13 protein-coding genes are annotated in these 15425 nt (G+C 61.8%); 6 read left to right on the forward strand and 7 right to left on the reverse strand.

What is annotated here, in order from left to right; translation table 11 throughout:
- Positions 1-12: 12 nt before the first annotated feature.
- On the reverse strand, positions 13-1746 hold the full coding sequence (locus ACOSV0_RS06800) for a fumarate reductase/succinate dehydrogenase flavoprotein subunit (RefSeq protein ID WP_434109539.1): 1734 nt from the start codon (positions 1744-1746) through the stop codon (positions 13-15).
- Complete coding sequence (locus tag ACOSV0_RS06805; protein ID WP_434109540.1) at positions 1743-2522, reverse strand: GntR family transcriptional regulator; 780 nt, start codon at positions 2520-2522, stop codon at positions 1743-1745. Before ACOSV0_RS06805 ends, ACOSV0_RS06800 begins: the two co-directional genes overlap by 4 nt.
- Positions 2523-2760: 238 nt before the next feature.
- Here ACOSV0_RS06805 and ACOSV0_RS06810 point away from each other — a divergent pair, with 238 nt between their 5' ends.
- Positions 2761-4083, forward strand: a complete 1323-nt coding sequence (locus ACOSV0_RS06810; RefSeq protein ID WP_434109542.1) for an LLM class flavin-dependent oxidoreductase — start codon at positions 2761-2763, stop codon at positions 4081-4083.
- A gap of 140 nt (positions 4084-4223) precedes the next feature.
- On the opposite strand, the gene ACOSV0_RS06815 is transcribed toward ACOSV0_RS06810, so the two are convergent.
- Positions 4224-5585: an LLM class flavin-dependent oxidoreductase gene (locus tag ACOSV0_RS06815; protein WP_434109543.1), complete on the reverse strand. Its 1362-nt coding sequence runs from the start codon at positions 5583-5585 to the stop codon at positions 4224-4226.
- A gap of 339 nt (positions 5586-5924) precedes the next feature.
- Here ACOSV0_RS06815 and ACOSV0_RS06820 point away from each other — a divergent pair, with 339 nt between their 5' ends.
- From ACOSV0_RS06820 to ACOSV0_RS06840, 5 genes are all read left to right on the forward strand, one after another.
- The gene (locus ACOSV0_RS06820) at positions 5925-7268 is read left to right on the forward strand and encodes an LLM class flavin-dependent oxidoreductase (protein ID WP_434109544.1); all 1344 of its coding nucleotides are present in this window, start codon (positions 5925-5927) and stop codon (positions 7266-7268) included.
- Between the two features lie 49 nt (positions 7269-7317).
- Positions 7318-8073, forward strand: a complete 756-nt coding sequence (locus tag ACOSV0_RS06825) for an SDR family NAD(P)-dependent oxidoreductase (RefSeq protein WP_434109545.1) — start codon at positions 7318-7320, stop codon at positions 8071-8073.
- Between the two features lie 18 nt (positions 8074-8091).
- Entirely contained in the window at positions 8092-8931 is an 840-nt protein-coding gene (locus ACOSV0_RS06830) for a CmcJ/NvfI family oxidoreductase (RefSeq protein WP_434109546.1), read from the forward strand.
- Between the two features lie 227 nt (positions 8932-9158).
- Positions 9159-10532, forward strand: a complete 1374-nt coding sequence (locus ACOSV0_RS06835) for an MmgE/PrpD family protein (RefSeq protein WP_434109547.1) — start codon at positions 9159-9161, stop codon at positions 10530-10532.
- Positions 10529-11857, forward strand: a complete 1329-nt coding sequence (locus tag ACOSV0_RS06840) for an LLM class flavin-dependent oxidoreductase (protein WP_434109548.1) — start codon at positions 10529-10531, stop codon at positions 11855-11857. Before ACOSV0_RS06835 ends, ACOSV0_RS06840 begins: the two co-directional genes overlap by 4 nt.
- A gap of 116 nt (positions 11858-11973) precedes the next feature.
- Here the strand turns inward: ACOSV0_RS06840 and ACOSV0_RS06845 are convergent, their stop codons facing one another.
- The 4 genes from ACOSV0_RS06845 to ACOSV0_RS06860 are packed head-to-tail and all read right to left on the reverse strand — an operon-like array spanning position 11974 to position 15283.
- Complete coding sequence (locus ACOSV0_RS06845; RefSeq protein ID WP_434109549.1) at positions 11974-12867, reverse strand: amino acid ABC transporter ATP-binding protein; 894 nt, start codon at positions 12865-12867, stop codon at positions 11974-11976.
- Positions 12854-13660 (reverse strand): amino acid ABC transporter permease, encoded by an 807-nt coding sequence (locus ACOSV0_RS06850; RefSeq protein WP_434109550.1) that lies wholly within the window; start codon positions 13658-13660, stop codon positions 12854-12856. The genes ACOSV0_RS06845 and ACOSV0_RS06850 overlap by 14 nt, the downstream gene beginning before the upstream one ends.
- Positions 13650-14411: an amino acid ABC transporter permease gene (locus ACOSV0_RS06855; protein WP_434109551.1), complete on the reverse strand. Its 762-nt coding sequence runs from the start codon at positions 14409-14411 to the stop codon at positions 13650-13652. The genes ACOSV0_RS06850 and ACOSV0_RS06855 overlap by 11 nt, the downstream gene beginning before the upstream one ends.
- A complete protein-coding gene (locus ACOSV0_RS06860) occupies positions 14408-15283 on the reverse strand; it encodes a transporter substrate-binding domain-containing protein (RefSeq protein ID WP_434109552.1) in 876 nt (291 codons plus the stop codon). Before ACOSV0_RS06860 ends, ACOSV0_RS06855 begins: the two co-directional genes overlap by 4 nt.
- Positions 15284-15425 lie beyond the last annotated feature (142 nt).

A 15425-nucleotide genomic window follows, 5' to 3' on the forward strand; every position in this document is an offset into this window, starting at 1 on the left:
CTCCGTGATTCCTTAAGCGTCGGCGAGTGCGGGTTCGCCGATCCGCAGGTGCTGATAGGCCTGACTTTCGCGGTTGTCGAGCGGCACCACGTACGGTTGAACGGCGCGCTTTTCGCTGACCATGCGGCCTGCTGCGTCTTTCTTCAGATGCGTGTGGCAAAACCATTCCGCGTCGTTGCGCTGCGGGAAATCGACGCGATGGTGGTACAGACCCCAGCGGCTTTCCGTGCGATACAGCGATGCGTGTGCCGCCATTTCGGCGCAGTCGCGAATCGCCCGCACTTCCGCGGCGCGCATCAGTTCGTGCGGGTTGTCGGCTTTGATCTGGTCGATATCCGTGGCGATTTCGGCGAAACGTTGCAGACCGATTTCCATCTTGCGCGTGACCTTCGGCGGTTGCAGATAGTCATTCACCATGCGGCGCAGCTTGTATTCGACTTGTGCCGGCGCAAGTCCTGTCTCCCGTTCCAGCGGTGCATAGATGCGCGTCCGCTCGGCGTCCACCTGCTCGTTATCGAGCGCTGCATGCTCACGGCCCTCGACGTATTGCGCCGCGTTCTGTCCCGCGAACCAGCCGTAGGTAAACGCGCCGAGCATGTAGTTGTGCGGCACCGCGGCCATGTCGCCGGCAGCGTAGAGACCGGCTATCGTGGTCTCCGCACGCTCGTTCACGTACACCCCGGACGCGCTGTGACCGCTGCAAAATCCGATCTCCGAGATGTGCATTTCGATCATCTGCTGCCGGTAGTCCGTGCCGCGTCCCGCGTGAAACCGTCCGCGACTCGGGCGTTCGTTCGTGTGCAGAATCTGCTCGATGGTTTGAATGGTTTCTTCGGCGAGGTGATCGAGCTTAAGAAACACCGGGCCGTTTCCGCTCTGGAGTTCCTGATAAAACTCCCACATCATCTGACCGCTCCAGTAATCGCATTCGATGAAGCGTTCGCCCTTGCCGTTCGCGGTGAAACCCCCGAGCGGGCCGGTCACGTACGCACAGGCAGGGCCGTTGTAGTCCTTGATCAGCGGATTGATCTGGAAGCACTCGAGGTTCGCCAGCGCGGCGCCCGCGTGATAGGCCATCGCGTAGCCGTCGCCGGCGTTGGTCGGGTTCTCGTAGGTGCCCATCAAGTAACCCGAGGACGGCAAACCGAGCCGGCCCGCAGCGCCGCAGCAGAGAATCACCGCTTTGGCGCGCACTACGTAAAAGTCCGCCGTACGGCAATCGAAACCCAGCACGCCGCAGGCACGCCCTTGCGTATCCGTCAGTACGCGTGTGACGACGATGCGGTTGGTGATCGCAATGCGCGCGCGTTTGAGCTGCCGGTAGAGCACTTTCTTGATGTCGTGGCCTTCCGGCATCGGCAGAACATACGAGCCCATGTGATGCACTTTCTTGACCGCATAGTCGCCCGTGCCGTCTTTTTCGAACTTCACGCCCCAGCGGTCGAGTTCTTCGATGGTCTTGAAGCTGTGCTTCGCATAGGCGTAGACGGCCGCCTGATCGACAATGCCGTCGTTGGCAATGGTGATTTCCTTGGTGTACTGTTCGGGCGTCGCATGGCCGGGAATGATGGCGTTATTCAAGCCATCCATGCCCATCGAAATCGCGCCGCTGCGTTTGACGTTGGCCTTTTCCAGCAGCAGAACCTTCAGGTTCGGATTCTGTTCTTTTGCCTTGACGGCAGCCATTGGACCGGCGGTGCCGCCACCCACGACGACCAGGTCGTACTCGATCACGTGCGTATTCATTTCGTCTTCCTTGTGGTCTTCTTTTCTTTCTGACGGTCGATCCGGAAGCGGTACTGGAAGGCATCGCCGCGGAAATAGAGGTATTCGTAGTCGATCGGCGTACCGTCCGCGCTATGCGTCAGACGTTCGATGCGAAGCACCGGGCTGCCTTCTTCAACGTTCAAGGCTTCGACGATTTCATCGTCGGCGAGAATCGCGTCGATGGAGACGTCGGCGTGGCCGAGCGGCACCGCGCAGTCGTTCTCGAGAATGAGAAAGATGTCGCGCGTGACGAGGTCCGCGTTGGCGAGGCGTTTGCCCAACGCCTCCGGAACCCACGTGATTTCGAGCGACACCGGTTCGCGATTCAGCAGGCGCACACGATGGATTTCGGCAACTTTCGCGCCCTCGGGCAGCTTGAGGCGAGCGGCGATATGCGCGGTGGCCGGAACAAAACGGATGTGTTTGAGCTGGTTGACGATTTCATATCCCATCGACGACATCGCTTCAGCGAAGCCTTGCAACGCGCTGACGTTCTGAAAGGCCTTCGGCTTGGAGACGAAGGTGCCCTTGCCGTGCAGTTTGAAAACGAGGCCTTCTTTCTGCAGATCGCCGAGCGCTTGCCGAACCGTGATGCGGCTGACGTCGAACATCGCGCAGAGGTCGTTTTCAGACGGCATCTGCGAATGGGCCGCATACGTGCCATTGAGAATGCGCGAGCGCAACTCCGTCTTTATCTGCTCATAGAGCGGAGGCGCGGAAAGCGGCAGCACGTTGGCAGGGTCGGGTTTCGGCATGATTGGGGGTTGTCTTTACTTGTTATGACAAGTTGAATCACAGTCTAGTGATGGAGCCCTGGCGCGCGAACGAAGATTTTGTGCTTTGCATTTCTGTGGGAAAGCTTTCGGCGTTCCGATTTGCTCCGGCGCCCCGGTGTATCGGGTTCCGCGGGTGAGTGAGCGAGTGGACGGTGGCAAGCAGCGTCGGCGAAGGGCGATTAAACTGCTCTGACCATTTGCGATGGAGCCTCGCCACATGTCACGTCAGCTTCGCCTCGGCGCTTTCATGCGCCCCACGACGATTCATACCGGCGCATGGCGCTATCCCGGCGCCTATCCGGACGCCAATTTCAATTTCGCGCATCTGAAGCGCTTCGCGCAGACGCTCGAGCGTGGCCGCTTTGACGCGTTCTTCATGGCCGACCACCTTGCGGTGCTCAACATGCCGCTCGATGCGCTCAAGCATAGCCACACGGTGACGTCGTTCGAACCGTTGACGCTGCTGCCCGCGCTGGCCGCGGTCACGGAAAAACTGGGACTGATCGCCACCGCGTCCACCACGTTCGACGCGCCTTATCACGTAGCCCGGCGTTTCGCCTCGCTCGACCATATCAGCGGCGGCCGCGCGGGATGGAATCTCGTGACGACGTCGAACCCCGATGCCGCGCTCAATTTCGGTCTCGACGAGCATGTCGAACACGACGAGCGATACCGGCGTGCGCGCGAGTTTTTCGATGTGGTCACCGGGCTCTGGGACAGTTGGGCCGACGATGCGTTTATCCGCGATACGGAAACCGGCACATTCTTCGATCCGCAAAAGCTGCATGTGCTGAACTACAAGAGCGAGAACTTCTCGGTGCGCGGCCCGTTGAATATTGCGCGCCCCGTGCAGGGGTGGCCCGTTATCGTGCAGGCCGGCTCATCGGAAGCGGGGCGTCAGATCGCGGCCGAAACCGCCGAGGTGGTGTTCACCGCGCAAACGCTGCTGGCCGACGGCAAGCGCTTCTATGCCGATGTGAAAGGCCGGATGGAAAAGCTCGGCCGTCAACGCGATCACATGAAGATACTTCCGGCGGCCTTCGTGGTTGTCGGCGATACATTGGAAGAGGCGCAGGAAATCCGCGCGCGGCTGGACACATTCGTTCACTACGAGAGCGGTATCGCTTCATTGTCGATTGCATTGGGGTACGACGTGTCCGGTTTCGATCCGGACGGTCCGCTGCCCGAAATCCCCGAAACCAATGCGAGTCGCACGGCGCGGCAACGGGTGGTCGAATGGGCGCAGCGCGACGGGCTGACGATTCGCCAGCTCGCTCAACGCATTGGCGGATACTCGGGGCTCGAGATGGTGGGCACGCCGAAGACGATCGCCGATCAGATGGAGCAATGGCTGGTGGAAGAGGGCTCGGACGGGTTCAACGTGATGTTCCCGTATCTGCCCGGCGGTCTCGACGACTTTGTCGACAAGGTCATTCCCGAGTTGCAAAGGCGCGGGCTGTTCCGGCGCGAATACGAAGGCGCGACGCTGCGCGAGAATCTAGGATTGCCGCGGCCTGAGAACCGGTTTTTTGCGGCGTGAGTTGAGTGATTGCGTGAGATAGCGGAGCCGCGAGTCGGCTTTTGAACGGGCTTCTAAATCGGCCTCTAAATCGGCTTATTGCGCGGTGCATTCGATAGATAGTGCAAGCCTGGGCATCGGGTCCAGGCAGCGCACCTACGCTACGCCGTTGCAGCCGTTTCCCGCTGATGCGGATGCAGACGACGGCTGACCGGACGCCGCAACCCGAAGTGCTCACGCAGCGTGCGTCCCTCATACTCGGTACGGAAAATGCCACGTTGTTGCAGAAGCGGCACCACGCCGTCGGCGAAGTCCCGCAAGCCACCCGGCAGAACATCCGGCATCAGATTGAAACCGTCGGCCGCACCGCCTTTGAACCAGTGTTCGATATCGTCGGCGATCTGTTCCGGTGTGCCGACGACCACGCGATGTCCACCGCCGCCCGCAAGCGCGCGGATCAACTCACGCGCCGTGTACCCATTCGTCCGCGCCTGCGCGAGCGTGGCGTGGAAAAACGTGTGATTGCCGTTGCCGCCGCCGGGCAATGAGAGATCGTCCGGCAGGCGCTCGTCGAGTTTCAACCGGTCGACGCTAATGCCCAAGATGCCGGCCAGTCGAGTGAGGCTGTAAGTCCATGGAATCAGGTCGACCAGTTCATCGCGACGGCGCCGGGCCTGCGCCTCGGTTGCGCCGATAATCGTAGTGAGGCCGGGTAACACGCGAATTGCATCGTTACCGCGTCCCCATGCTGCAGCCCGCGATTTCAGCTCGCGCGCGTAGGCCGCCGATTCGTCGAACGACTGCGATGCCGAGAACACGGCTTCCGCGTGCCGGGCCGCAAGTTCGCGTCCGTCAGCGGAGCCGCCGGCCTGGATCAGCACGGGATGACCCTGCGCGCTGCGCGGCAAGTTGAACGGCCCGTCGACACTGAAGTATTTGCCGCGATGGTCGATGCGATGCACCTTTGTGGTGTCGACGAAGCGACCGCTGACCTTGTCGCCGATAAAGGCGTCGTCCTCCCAGCTATCCCAAAGCGCTTTCACCACCTCCGTGAATTCGGCGGCGCGTTCGTAGCGTTGAGCATGATCCGGCACCGCCTCGCGGCCGAAATTGCGGGCTGAGCCGAGATCGGCGGTCGTGACGATGTTCCAGCCGGCCCGGCCCGCACTGAGATGATCGAGCGTGGCAAAACGCCGTGCGATGTTGTACGGCTCGTTATAACTCGTCGATGCCGTGCCGATCACACCGATATGCGTCGTGGCCGCCGCAATGCCGGCCAGCAACACAGTCGGCTCCAATGCGGTGATCGGGCGGAAGTCGATCTGATCGGCAATCGATGCGTTATCCGCGAGAAACACCGCATCGAATTTCGCCGCTTCGGCAATTTGCGCGACACGCACGTAGTGGGCGATGTCGACGAAGGCGCGAGGATCGGCCTCATGCGTACGCCATGCGGAAGGGACAAAGCCGGCGTGGAGGATATTGACGTTCAGATGAAGCTGGCGGGGCGGATCGGTTCTCATGGTCTTTTCGAATGCGGGAGCAGCCAGCAACGAGGGACCGAACGCTCTGACCGATTTACTCATTGTCGACGAGCTGGTCATTCGAGACCACGAATGAATTCTGACATCGATATGCCGGTGACGACTAAGAGACGATCGGGAAAATGTGGGGGCGCAACGCGTTCCATTGAGGCAAAGGTGCGTTCGTTCAGGCTCATAAGGTTATGAGCTTTGCTTGGTTGCCGCGCGCTACACAGCGCGCTAACGTCGATTTATTCAGCATCCGGCCTACTCAATCCTTTCATCTGGCTGATCGACGCAGTACGGGATTGACCCGGCAATTCTTCATCGCGAACTTCCATGAGCAAACGTAGCGGGCATTTGCGCCTCGGCGCTTTTCTCTATCCTTCCGGACACCACATTGCGGCGTGGCGGCATCCTGAGGCGCAGGCGGACGCCGGCGTTAACTTCTGTCACTATGTCCGGCTCGCGCAGGCGGCCGAGGCCGCGAAATTCGACCTGATCTTTCTCGCCGACGGCGCGGGTACCCGCGGCGACAACGTCGACTTTCTCAGCCGCACGGCGCACAGTTATGTGGCGCAGTTCGAGCCGATCACGCTGCTTTCAGCGCTCGCGGCGGTGACGGAGCGCATCGGTCTGGTCGGCACGGCCTCGACGAGTTTCAACGAGCCGTATCACATTGCCCGCAAATTCGCGTCGTTGGATCACATTAGCGGCGGTCGTGCCGGGTGGAATCTGGTTACCTCGTCGAGCGAACACGAAGCAAAGAACTTCAACCGCGACAAGCATTTCGATCACGCCGAGCGCTATGCGCGGGCCGCCGAGTTCGCGGAAGTAACAGAGGGTCTGTGGGATAGTTGGGAAGACGACGCATTCGTTCGCAACAAGGCCGAAGGGCGTTTCTTCGACCCGGCCAAACGGCATGTGCTGGATCACAAGGGGCGTTTCTTTCAGGTCAGAGGGCCGCTGAACGTTGCGCGTTCCCCGCAGGGGCATCCGGTTGTCGTGCAGGCTGGGTCGTCGGAGGCCGGCCGGGACCTGGCGGCGAAGACGGCCGAAGTGATTTTCACGGCGCAGCAAACGCTGCAGGACGCGATCGATTTTTACGCAGACGTGAAGGGACGCATGCAGGCCTATGGCCGCGACCCGGACGATCTGAAGATCATGCCGGGCGTATTTCCGATTGTCGGCCGCACCGAAAGCGAGGCCAAAGAGAAGTTCGGGCAGTTGCAGTCGCTCGTCGATCCGAAAGTTGGACTTGCACTGGTGTCCGGGTTGACCGGCGGGTTCGATCTTTCGGACTATCCACTCGACGGTCCGATCCCCGAATTGCCGGAGACGAATGCGAGCAAGAGCCGCCAGTTGTTGACGCTCGAACTGGCTCGCCGCGAGAATCTCACGATCCGTCAGCTCTATTTGCGGGTCGCGGGCGCGCGCGGCCACTGGCAACTCGTCGGCACCGCGGCCCAGATCGTCGATCAACTCGAGGAGCGCTTCGTGAATCACGGCGCTGACGGTTTCAACGTGATGCCACCGGTACTGCCTGACGGCTTGACCGATTTCGTCGAACTGGTGGTGCCTGAGCTGCGCCGACGCGGGTTGTTCCGCGAGGACTATGAAGGCCGTACGCTGCGTGAGAACCTGGGATTGCGGCGGCCTGAGAATCGCAATTTTTCTGCTTAATGAGGATTCAGGAAAATTCGGGAAGATTCAGGAAAATTCGGAGGTTCCAATGACCGAGGTTGTCGAACAAGGACAGAAGGGCTCGCGGCTCGCATGGATTGCCGGCGTCGGGGCGAGCGCCGGACTGGGCGCGGCACTGGCGCGCCGTTTTGCGCGCGAGGGCCTCAGCGTTGCCGTGACGGGGCGCTCGCGCGAGCGGCTCGATACGGTCGTCGATGAAATACGCAGCGCCGGCGGCCACGCTCTCGCCTTGCCGGGCGACGTTACCCGCGAAGAGGATCTGCTTGAGATTGCCCGGCAACTTCAGGGCGCCGGCACGCTCGAGGTGGCGATTTTCAACGCCGCGGGCGCGGCCCGTGCACCGACGCTCGAACTGAGCGCGGAGCAGTTTGAAGCGGCGTGGCGCGTCACGACGCTCGGCGGTTTCCTGTTCGCCCGGGCGGCGCTTCCGTCGCTGCTGGCGGCAGGCCGAGGGTCGCTGCTTTTCACCGGCGCAACCGCGTCGTTGCGTGGCCGGCCGCCGTTTACGGCATTCGCTTCCGCCAAAGCCGGTTTGCGCTCGCTCACACAAAGTCTCGCCCGCGAATTTGGCCCAAAGAATATCCATGTCGCGCACGTGGTGGTCGACGGGGGCATCGACGGCGAACGCTTGCGTACGTCTTCGCCGCAGCGCGTGGCCGAACGCGGCGAGGACGGCCTGCTGAATCCCGCGGATATCGCGGATGCTTACTGGTACCTCCATCGGCAGGGGCGCAGTGCGTGGTCGCAGGAAATCGATCTGCGGCCGTTCAACGAATCGTTTTAAGGTCATGGAGAGGTGAACATGAGCGATATCGTCATCGAAGCACCGGTCTCCGCCGCGACGGTCGAGGCTGAGCTGAACTACCTCGAGTTCACCGGGGAGAAACCGGTGTCGTATCAATATGAACCGCCGCCGGGTGTGCCGAAACGCAGCGGCGTGTATCGCGCGCATCGGGTGACCATTTCAAATGCACGCGTCGCCCCGCCGCCTGGTGCGTTATCGCTCGATCGTAACGGGTTCGAACTGCACCGGCACGCCAGCGCGCTGAGCGATTTCTCCGATCCGGAAAAGATCGAATCGGTCTACTATCGGGAAGCGGAGCAGTTGCTGAAACAGGCCACCGGCGCGCGCCGGGTGGTCGTGTTCGATCACACGCTGCGAGACGGCAATCCTGAGCGCGCTCATGGCGTGAGAGAACCGGTCAAGTACATTCATAACGACCAGACGTTTGTGTCGGGGCCACGCCGGGTGCGCGATCATCTGCCGGCAGATGAAGCGGAGCGTTTGCTGCAAGGCCGCGTGGCGATCGTCAACCTGTGGCGTCCGATCGGGGAACCGGTGCAATCGTCGCCGCTTGCGCTGTGCGATTCGCGCAGCATCACGCTCAACGACCTGGTCGCATCGGACCTGGTGTATCCCGACAAGGTCGGTGAGACGTATGCGTTGGTTTTCAATCCGCGGCACCGTTGGTACTACTTTCCACACCTGTCTCCCGAAGAATTCCTGCTGCTGAAGATCTACGATTCGGCGGGCGACGGAATCGCACGTCTCACGGCTCATACGGCATTCGACGATCCCACGTCGCCGGCCGATGCGCCACCGCGCCGAAGCATCGAACTGCGCACGCTGTTGTTCTTTTGAGCCACGGGTTGCGCCGGCCGGCGGGCAGTGTGGACGTCTGCTGCAGCATCGCAGAATATGCAATATCGAAAGCGTGATTTCTTGTTTGGTTATGACGCGGCGTTTCGCTAGCATGCGGCGTTTGAGTCGTTACCCTGCTATTTGAGTCGACGCATCTTTTGACTGTCGTCGAGTGAAGTGCGGGCAACGCTTGCCCAGTACGATTTCACAGCGCTCACGCCTTCGACATGTCAAGCCTTTCTGCTCACAGCGCCGGCCAGCAGGCCGACGGCATCACACGACGGCTGGCCGTCGCGATCACGCAGGCGTCGCCTTCGCGAGACGTCAGCGCGATTGCCGCAGCCAGACGCGGTATTCTCGACTTCCTCGCCGCCGCCTTTGCCGGTGCGAGCGACAGCGGCTATCGAAAACTCCTGACGGTCAGCGCCAATGACTCGCGAGGCGAAGCATCGGTGATCGGCAGCACCGCTCGCGTGTCGGCGCAGCAGGCTGCCTTGCTCAACGGTTACGCCGGGCACGCACTCGACTACGACGACGTGCACAGCAGCGTAAGAGGCCATCCCTCGACGGTATTGCTCCCGGCGTTGTTCGCGCTGGCGCAGACACGAGGCAGCAGTGCGCTCGAATTGCTCGGCGCCTATGTCGTAGGGGTGGAAACGATGGCGCGCCTCGGTCTCGCACTCGGCAGCCGGCATTACGAGCAGGGCTTTCATAACACCGCGACGTTGGGCGCGCTGGGCGCGGCCGCCGCTGCGTCTTATCTGCTGAAGCTCGATGCCGCCGCCGTTGAGAACGCGTTGGGTCTTGCCGCCACGCAGTCCGCCGGTTTGCGCCTGCAGTTCGGCAGCGAAGCGAAACCCCTGCATGCGGGGCTCGCCGCGCGCGCCGGGCTGTTCGCCGCCGAACTCGCGGCAGCGGGATTGCAGGGCTCACCTGAGGCATTGGACGGGCCGGTCGGGTTTTTCGCCGTGTTCAGCGGCGGCGCCGCACAACCCGAGCGCGTGCTCGAAGGGTGGGGCGTACCGTGGCAAATCGAGGTGCCGGGCCTGTACTTCAAACCATGGGCGTGCTGTACCGCGACGCACTACGCGGTGCATGCCGCATTGACCTTGCGTGACACGTACCGCCTCGCGCCCGACGATATCGGCGCGGTGACGGTAACGTTTCCGCCTGGCGGTGATACGCCACTGTCCAGCGATTTACCTTCCACCGGTCTCGAAGCGCGTTTCAGCGTCGCCTATGCGGTCGCTGCCGCGCTGACGGATGGCTCGCCCGGCATCGCCACTTTTGCCGATGTGCCCATGCGCGACGACCTGATTGCGCTCGCGCGGCGCGTGACGAGCCGTCACGATGAAACCGCGGCGCGCGCTTCGACCGATCCCGCCACGCGTTTCTCGACTGTGGAGATCGGCTTGCGCAACGGCACGGTGCTGAGCCATAAGACCGATCGGCTCTACAGCGCAGACGATCTGCACGCGAAGTTCGCGGATGCCACCGGTCACGACGAGCGCCTCGCTTTCATCCCTGCACATATCGACACGATGCAAAGCACAGCCGACCTCGTTTCACTTTTCAATGTTTTCGCACAGATCCACGTATGAGCACGAATAACAGCAGCACCCGCAGGCAGATGCGTCTCGGGCTCTTCATTCAGGGTGCGGGACATCACGTTGCCGGCTGGCGGCATCCCGACGCGCAGGCAGGCAGCGAGAATCTGACGCTGATGCAACGCATCACGCAGACCGCCGAGCGCGCGAAGTTCGACATGGTTTTTCTCGCGGATGGCCTCACCAGCGGCCCCGATGCGCATCCGTCGATGGCGATGCGGCTCGAACCGCTGTGCCTGCTGTCCGCGCTCGCCATGGGCACGCGCCACATCGGTCTCGCCGCGACCGCGTCGACCACGTATAGCGAGCCGTATCATGTCGCGCGCGCATTTGCCTCGCTGGATCATCTGAGCAGCGGGCGGGCCGCCTGGAACGTTGTGACGACCTCGTACGATCGTACGGCCGCAAACTTTACGCGCGGCAATCATCCCGATCACGCGCTACGCTATGAAATGGCGGGCGAATTCGTCGATGTCGTCAAGGGACTGTGGGACAGTTGGGACGACGACGCGGTGCTCAAGGATAAAGCGCGCGGCCTCTACTTCGATCCCGCCAAGGTTCATACGCTGGATCACGAGGGGCAGTTTTTCTCCGTCAAAGGGCCATTGAATGCGTCACGTCCGCCGCAAGGGCATCCTGTGGTGATTCAGGCCGGCTCGTCCGGGCCGGGGCAGGACCTGGCCGCGCGCACGGCGGAAGTGGTGTTCACCGCGCAGCAGACGATAGAAGAAGCCCAGGTTTTCTATCGCGATCTGAAAGGCCGCCTGCCGAAATTCGGCCGTGAAGGCGAACAGTTGCATGTGATGCCGGGTGTGTTTCCTGTTATCGGCAGAACGGAGCAGGAAGCGAAAGACAAGTATGCGCAATTGCAGGAATGGACCGATACGTCGGGCGCATTGTCACTGTTATCCGACCGGCTCGGGCATGACGTGTCGAAGTATCCGCTCGATGGTCCGTTGCCGGATCTGCCTGAATCCGACCAGTTGAAAAGCCGTGCCAAACTGCTGACCGATCTTGCACGCCGCGAGAATCTGAGCTTGCGTGAACTATATTACCTGGTGGCCGGCGCGCGTGGGCACCGCATCGTATGGGGCACGCCTACGCAGGTGGCGGACGCGCTCGAGGAGTGGTTCACGGGCGAAGCCGCCGATGGCTTCAATATCATGCCGCCGTATTTCCCCGGCGGCCTCGACGACTTTGTCGAACTCGTGGTGCCGAAGTTGCAGCGGCGCGGGTTGTTCCGCACCGAATATAGCGGTACTACGCTGCGCGATCACCTCGGTTTGCAGCGGCCCGTGAGCCGCTATGCGGGGCGGTGAAGCAGGGGACGTAAAGCACGGAAAGTAAAGCGCGGCGTCTGCTGGGCAGACGCCGCGTCGTTCAAAGTTGCATCGCGAGCCGCGCCGCACTCGCCGTACTTGCAATACTCGCCGCTCTAGATCGCGAAGTGGCGCAGATCCAGTTTGAGCGGCGTGAGGGGCGGATCAGCGCGTACGGCCTCCGGCGTAGACTGCGTATGCGCCAGAAACTCACGTGTACGCGGACTGACCGGCGCGCGGAACAACGCATTGGCGGAGCCGTGTTCGACAATCACACCGGCCTCGGTGAAATACACCGTGTCGCTCACTTCTTCGGCAAAACGCATCTCGTGCGTGACGAGCACGCAGGTCATGCCGTCTTTCACCAGATCGCGGATCACGGTCAACACTTCGCCTACGGTCTCCGGATCGAGCGCCGAGGTCACCTCGTCGAAGAGGATCAGATCCGGTTGCATTGCCAACGCGCGTGCAATCGCCACGCGCTGTTGCTGGCCGCCGGACAGTTCTCCCGGATACGCATGGGCCTTGTCCGCGAGGCGCACTTTCTTCAGCAGATCGTAAGCGATGCGGGTGGCGCTGGCCCTGTCGCGTCCCAGAATACGCACTGGCGCCACAACCAGATTGTCCAATACGCTCAGATGCGGAAACAGGTTGTATTGCTGGAACACGAAACCGACGCGCTTGCGCAATTCGATCTCATCGCGTTCCGAAGCCAGCCGGTCGACACGGGTGCCGTCGACTTCGATCTCGCCTTGCTGCGGACGCAGCAATCCGGTGATGCAGCGCAGAATCGTCGACTTGCCGGACCCGGACGGTCCGATAATCGACACAGCCTGGCCACGGAACACGTCGAGATCGATGCCCTTGAGCACCGGCGTCGAACCGAATGAAAGATGCACGTCGCGCAACCGGACCAGGGGGCGCACGTCTGCCGAAGTGACAGAAGCGGTGGCAGAAGCGGTGACAGAAGCAGCGGCCGCAGGAGCGAGCGAGACATCAGCTGAAAGCATAGCGTTTCTCGAGAAGGCGGGTGAAGCGCGCGATCGGGTAGCAGTAAGCGAAGAACAGCCCGAGCACGGTGAAATAGACGACGACCGTGAAATCCGCCCGCGCCACGGTGTTGCTCGCCACCTGCGCGGTGTCCAGCAGATCGTGCACGCCTACCAGCGACGCGAGCGCGGTTGCCATCGTGATGCTGGCGTAAAGGTTCATCCACGGCGGCAGCATTCGCTTCACGCATTGCGGGAGGATGATCCAGCGGAACACCTGGGTTCGGCTGAATGCAAGCGAACGCGCGGCGTCCCATTGCGCATGAGGGATCGACTGGATCGCGCCGCGGAAGATCTCGGCGAAATTGGCGCTGGCCGGCAGCGCGAGGCCGAGCGTGACCTTGAACCAGTCGGGAAACGGCACGACATGGTGGCCGAGCGCGATTTCGAAGGGGAATACGTAGGTCGAAAAATAGATCAGCACGAGCAACGGGGCATTCCGAAACACCTGCACATAACCGCGGACAATCAGACGGACGCCGCGGATCGGTGAAAGCAGCAACGGGCCGAGCACGAGACCGGCGAGTGTGCCGAGCGCGATGGCAAGCAGACTGATTTCGACGTTGACCCACAGAGATTTGCCGAGCGCCGGTGCCCACGTGACGAGTGCAGCGAGCGCCGGATAACTTGGGCCATGCGCGATCTCGTGTTCGGCGAGCGCCAGCAACGCGGCAACGGCGATCACGCTGGCAAGCGCAAAGAGCGAGCGGTAGCGTCCGTCCCGTGCGGGCACGGTGATGGATTCAGTGGCCATAGCCGGGCATCCTCAGGCGGATTTCGAGCCAGCGTCCCGCGCGATTGATCGCAAAGGTCAACGCGCCGAAGAACAGCAGAATCAGGATCATCAACTCGAGCACGTTGTCGCGTTGCGTCCAGATCATGATCGACGCGTACGTGATGTCGCCGACGGCGATCGCCGAGGCGACCGTCGTCATCTTCACCAGGTCGACCATGTTATTGACGAGCGCGGGCAGCGCAAAGCGCAGCGCGAGCGGCAACTGCACGCCCCAAAGGCGCTGGCGGCGGCTGAAACCGAGCGACTGCGCCGCTTCGAGCGTGGCGCGCGGCACTGCTTCAATCCCGGCGCGCAATGCTTCCGCATGAAACGCGCCCTTGTGCAGCGAAATCACGATCGCGCTCCAGATAAACGGCGTCAACGGATTGCCGCCCAGATTACGCAGTGCCTCGCTGATCAGCATATTGATCACCAGAAAGGCGCAGAAAAGCTGCACGAGCGTCGGCGTATTGCGGGTGATTTCGACGAACACGCGGGCCGGGCGCGCGAGCGCCGGACGCGGTGACGTGAGCAGCGCCGCCAGTGCAACGCCGGCAACAAGGCTGCCGAGTATCGTGACAAACGACAGTTCGAGCGTGACCAGCATGCCGTGCAGAAACGACGCGAGTTCGTCGGGCGCGAGCACGAAACTGTAATTCAGCCCGATCTTGCCGATCGCATCCACCGCTGCCGCAGCGGCATGCGAGAACGCTTCACCCGGCGCGCTCATGCACCTTGCGCCTTGTACTTCGCATGCAGATCGAGCACTGCCTGCGAAGGCTGCATGCCGTTCTTTTTCTCGACGTCGATCAGCCAGCCGCTGCGATGCCAGTCCTGGACGATTTTTTCGAGTGCGCTTTGCGTATCCGTTTCGCCCTTGCGAACCCAGATCACGGACGGCGACGGAATCAGCTCGTTCGATACGGGGATGGTGTAGTCCTTCCAGTCCGGATTGCGCGCGACGAGCAGGCGCAGAGTCGGCGCGACGTGAACGGCGGCGACGCAGTTATTGCCGCGCAGCGCGAGCAGCGATTCAGGCTGGCCGCGAAATGCCTTCACCTGTGCGCCATATTCTTCGGCGAGCGGCTTTGTATAGTTGCTACCCTGCGAGACGCAGACGGGCTTGCCGCGCACGTCATTCCACGTTTTGATGCCGCTGTCCTTACGGGTGATAAGGGCGCCGCCGATTTCCTCGAATGGGGTGGGCGGGTAGGAGAAGAGCTCGGCGCGTTCCTTCGTGACTTCCATGTTGGCGATCAGCGCATCGACCTTGCCCTGTTGCAGGAACTGCACGCGATTCGACGGCTGGACCGGTGTCAACTCCACGTCGACGCCGAGGCGCTTCGCGACGTCGTTCGCGAGATCGATATTGAAGCCGAGCGGTTTCTGGGTGGCCGGGTCCAGCGAGCCGAACGGCGGCCCTGACAGGATCACGCCAATGACGATCTTGTGCCGTTGATGAATCCGGTCGAGCGTTGTATCGGCGTGGGCGGCACTGGCGCCCATTGCTGCAAGAAGCGTTACGGCGCGCAATGTGCGGAATGCGGCGCGTTGAAAAGTGGTGCGGGTAGTGCGGGTGGTGCGGGTCGGTCGGCTGAACATGAAAGGATAGGCTGGATACGGGATCGCCTATTCTCGGCATGTGTGGCGCCGGAAAGAACCAAGGATTTTTCATACCGTTATCTGATTCGCGCATTTATGCAGACGCGGGCGTCGTTGATGCATTGAAACAGATGCAATAGCG

It is taken from the genome of Paraburkholderia caffeinilytica, from assembly GCF_051027425.1.
GTDB classification, from domain to species: Bacteria; Pseudomonadota; Gammaproteobacteria; order Burkholderiales; family Burkholderiaceae; genus Paraburkholderia; species Paraburkholderia caffeinilytica_A.

Excerpts from the sequence above, each read along its gene's own strand:
- ACOSV0_RS06840 (WP_434109548.1), top strand. The coding sequence starts at position 10,529 with ATGAGCACGAATAACAGCAGCACCCGCAGGCAGATGCGTCTCGGGCTC.
- ACOSV0_RS06825 (WP_434109545.1), top strand. The coding sequence starts at position 7,318 with ATGACCGAGGTTGTCGAACAAGGACAGAAGGGCTCGCGGCTCGCATGG.
- ACOSV0_RS06815 (WP_434109543.1), bottom strand. The coding sequence starts at position 5,585 with ATGAGAACCGATCCGCCCCGCCAGCTTCATCTGAACGTCAATATCCTC.
- ACOSV0_RS06835 (WP_434109547.1), top strand. The coding sequence starts at position 9,159 with ATGTCAAGCCTTTCTGCTCACAGCGCCGGCCAGCAGGCCGACGGCATC.
- ACOSV0_RS06810 (WP_434109542.1), top strand. The coding sequence starts at position 2,761 with ATGTCACGTCAGCTTCGCCTCGGCGCTTTCATGCGCCCCACGACGATT.
- ACOSV0_RS06850 (WP_434109550.1), bottom strand. The coding sequence starts at position 13,660 with ATGGCCACTGAATCCATCACCGTGCCCGCACGGGACGGACGCTACCGC.
- ACOSV0_RS06800 (WP_434109539.1), bottom strand. The coding sequence starts at position 1,746 with ATGAATACGCACGTGATCGAGTACGACCTGGTCGTCGTGGGTGGCGGC.
- ACOSV0_RS06830 (WP_434109546.1), top strand. The coding sequence starts at position 8,092 with ATGAGCGATATCGTCATCGAAGCACCGGTCTCCGCCGCGACGGTCGAG.
- ACOSV0_RS06805 (WP_434109540.1), bottom strand. The coding sequence starts at position 2,522 with ATGCCGAAACCCGACCCTGCCAACGTGCTGCCGCTTTCCGCGCCTCCG.
- ACOSV0_RS06860 (WP_434109552.1), bottom strand. The coding sequence starts at position 15,283 with ATGTTCAGCCGACCGACCCGCACCACCCGCACTACCCGCACCACTTTT.
- ACOSV0_RS06855 (WP_434109551.1), bottom strand. The coding sequence starts at position 14,411 with ATGAGCGCGCCGGGTGAAGCGTTCTCGCATGCCGCTGCGGCAGCGGTG.
- ACOSV0_RS06820 (WP_434109544.1), top strand. The coding sequence starts at position 5,925 with ATGAGCAAACGTAGCGGGCATTTGCGCCTCGGCGCTTTTCTCTATCCT.
- ACOSV0_RS06845 (WP_434109549.1), bottom strand. The coding sequence starts at position 12,867 with ATGCTTTCAGCTGATGTCTCGCTCGCTCCTGCGGCCGCTGCTTCTGTC.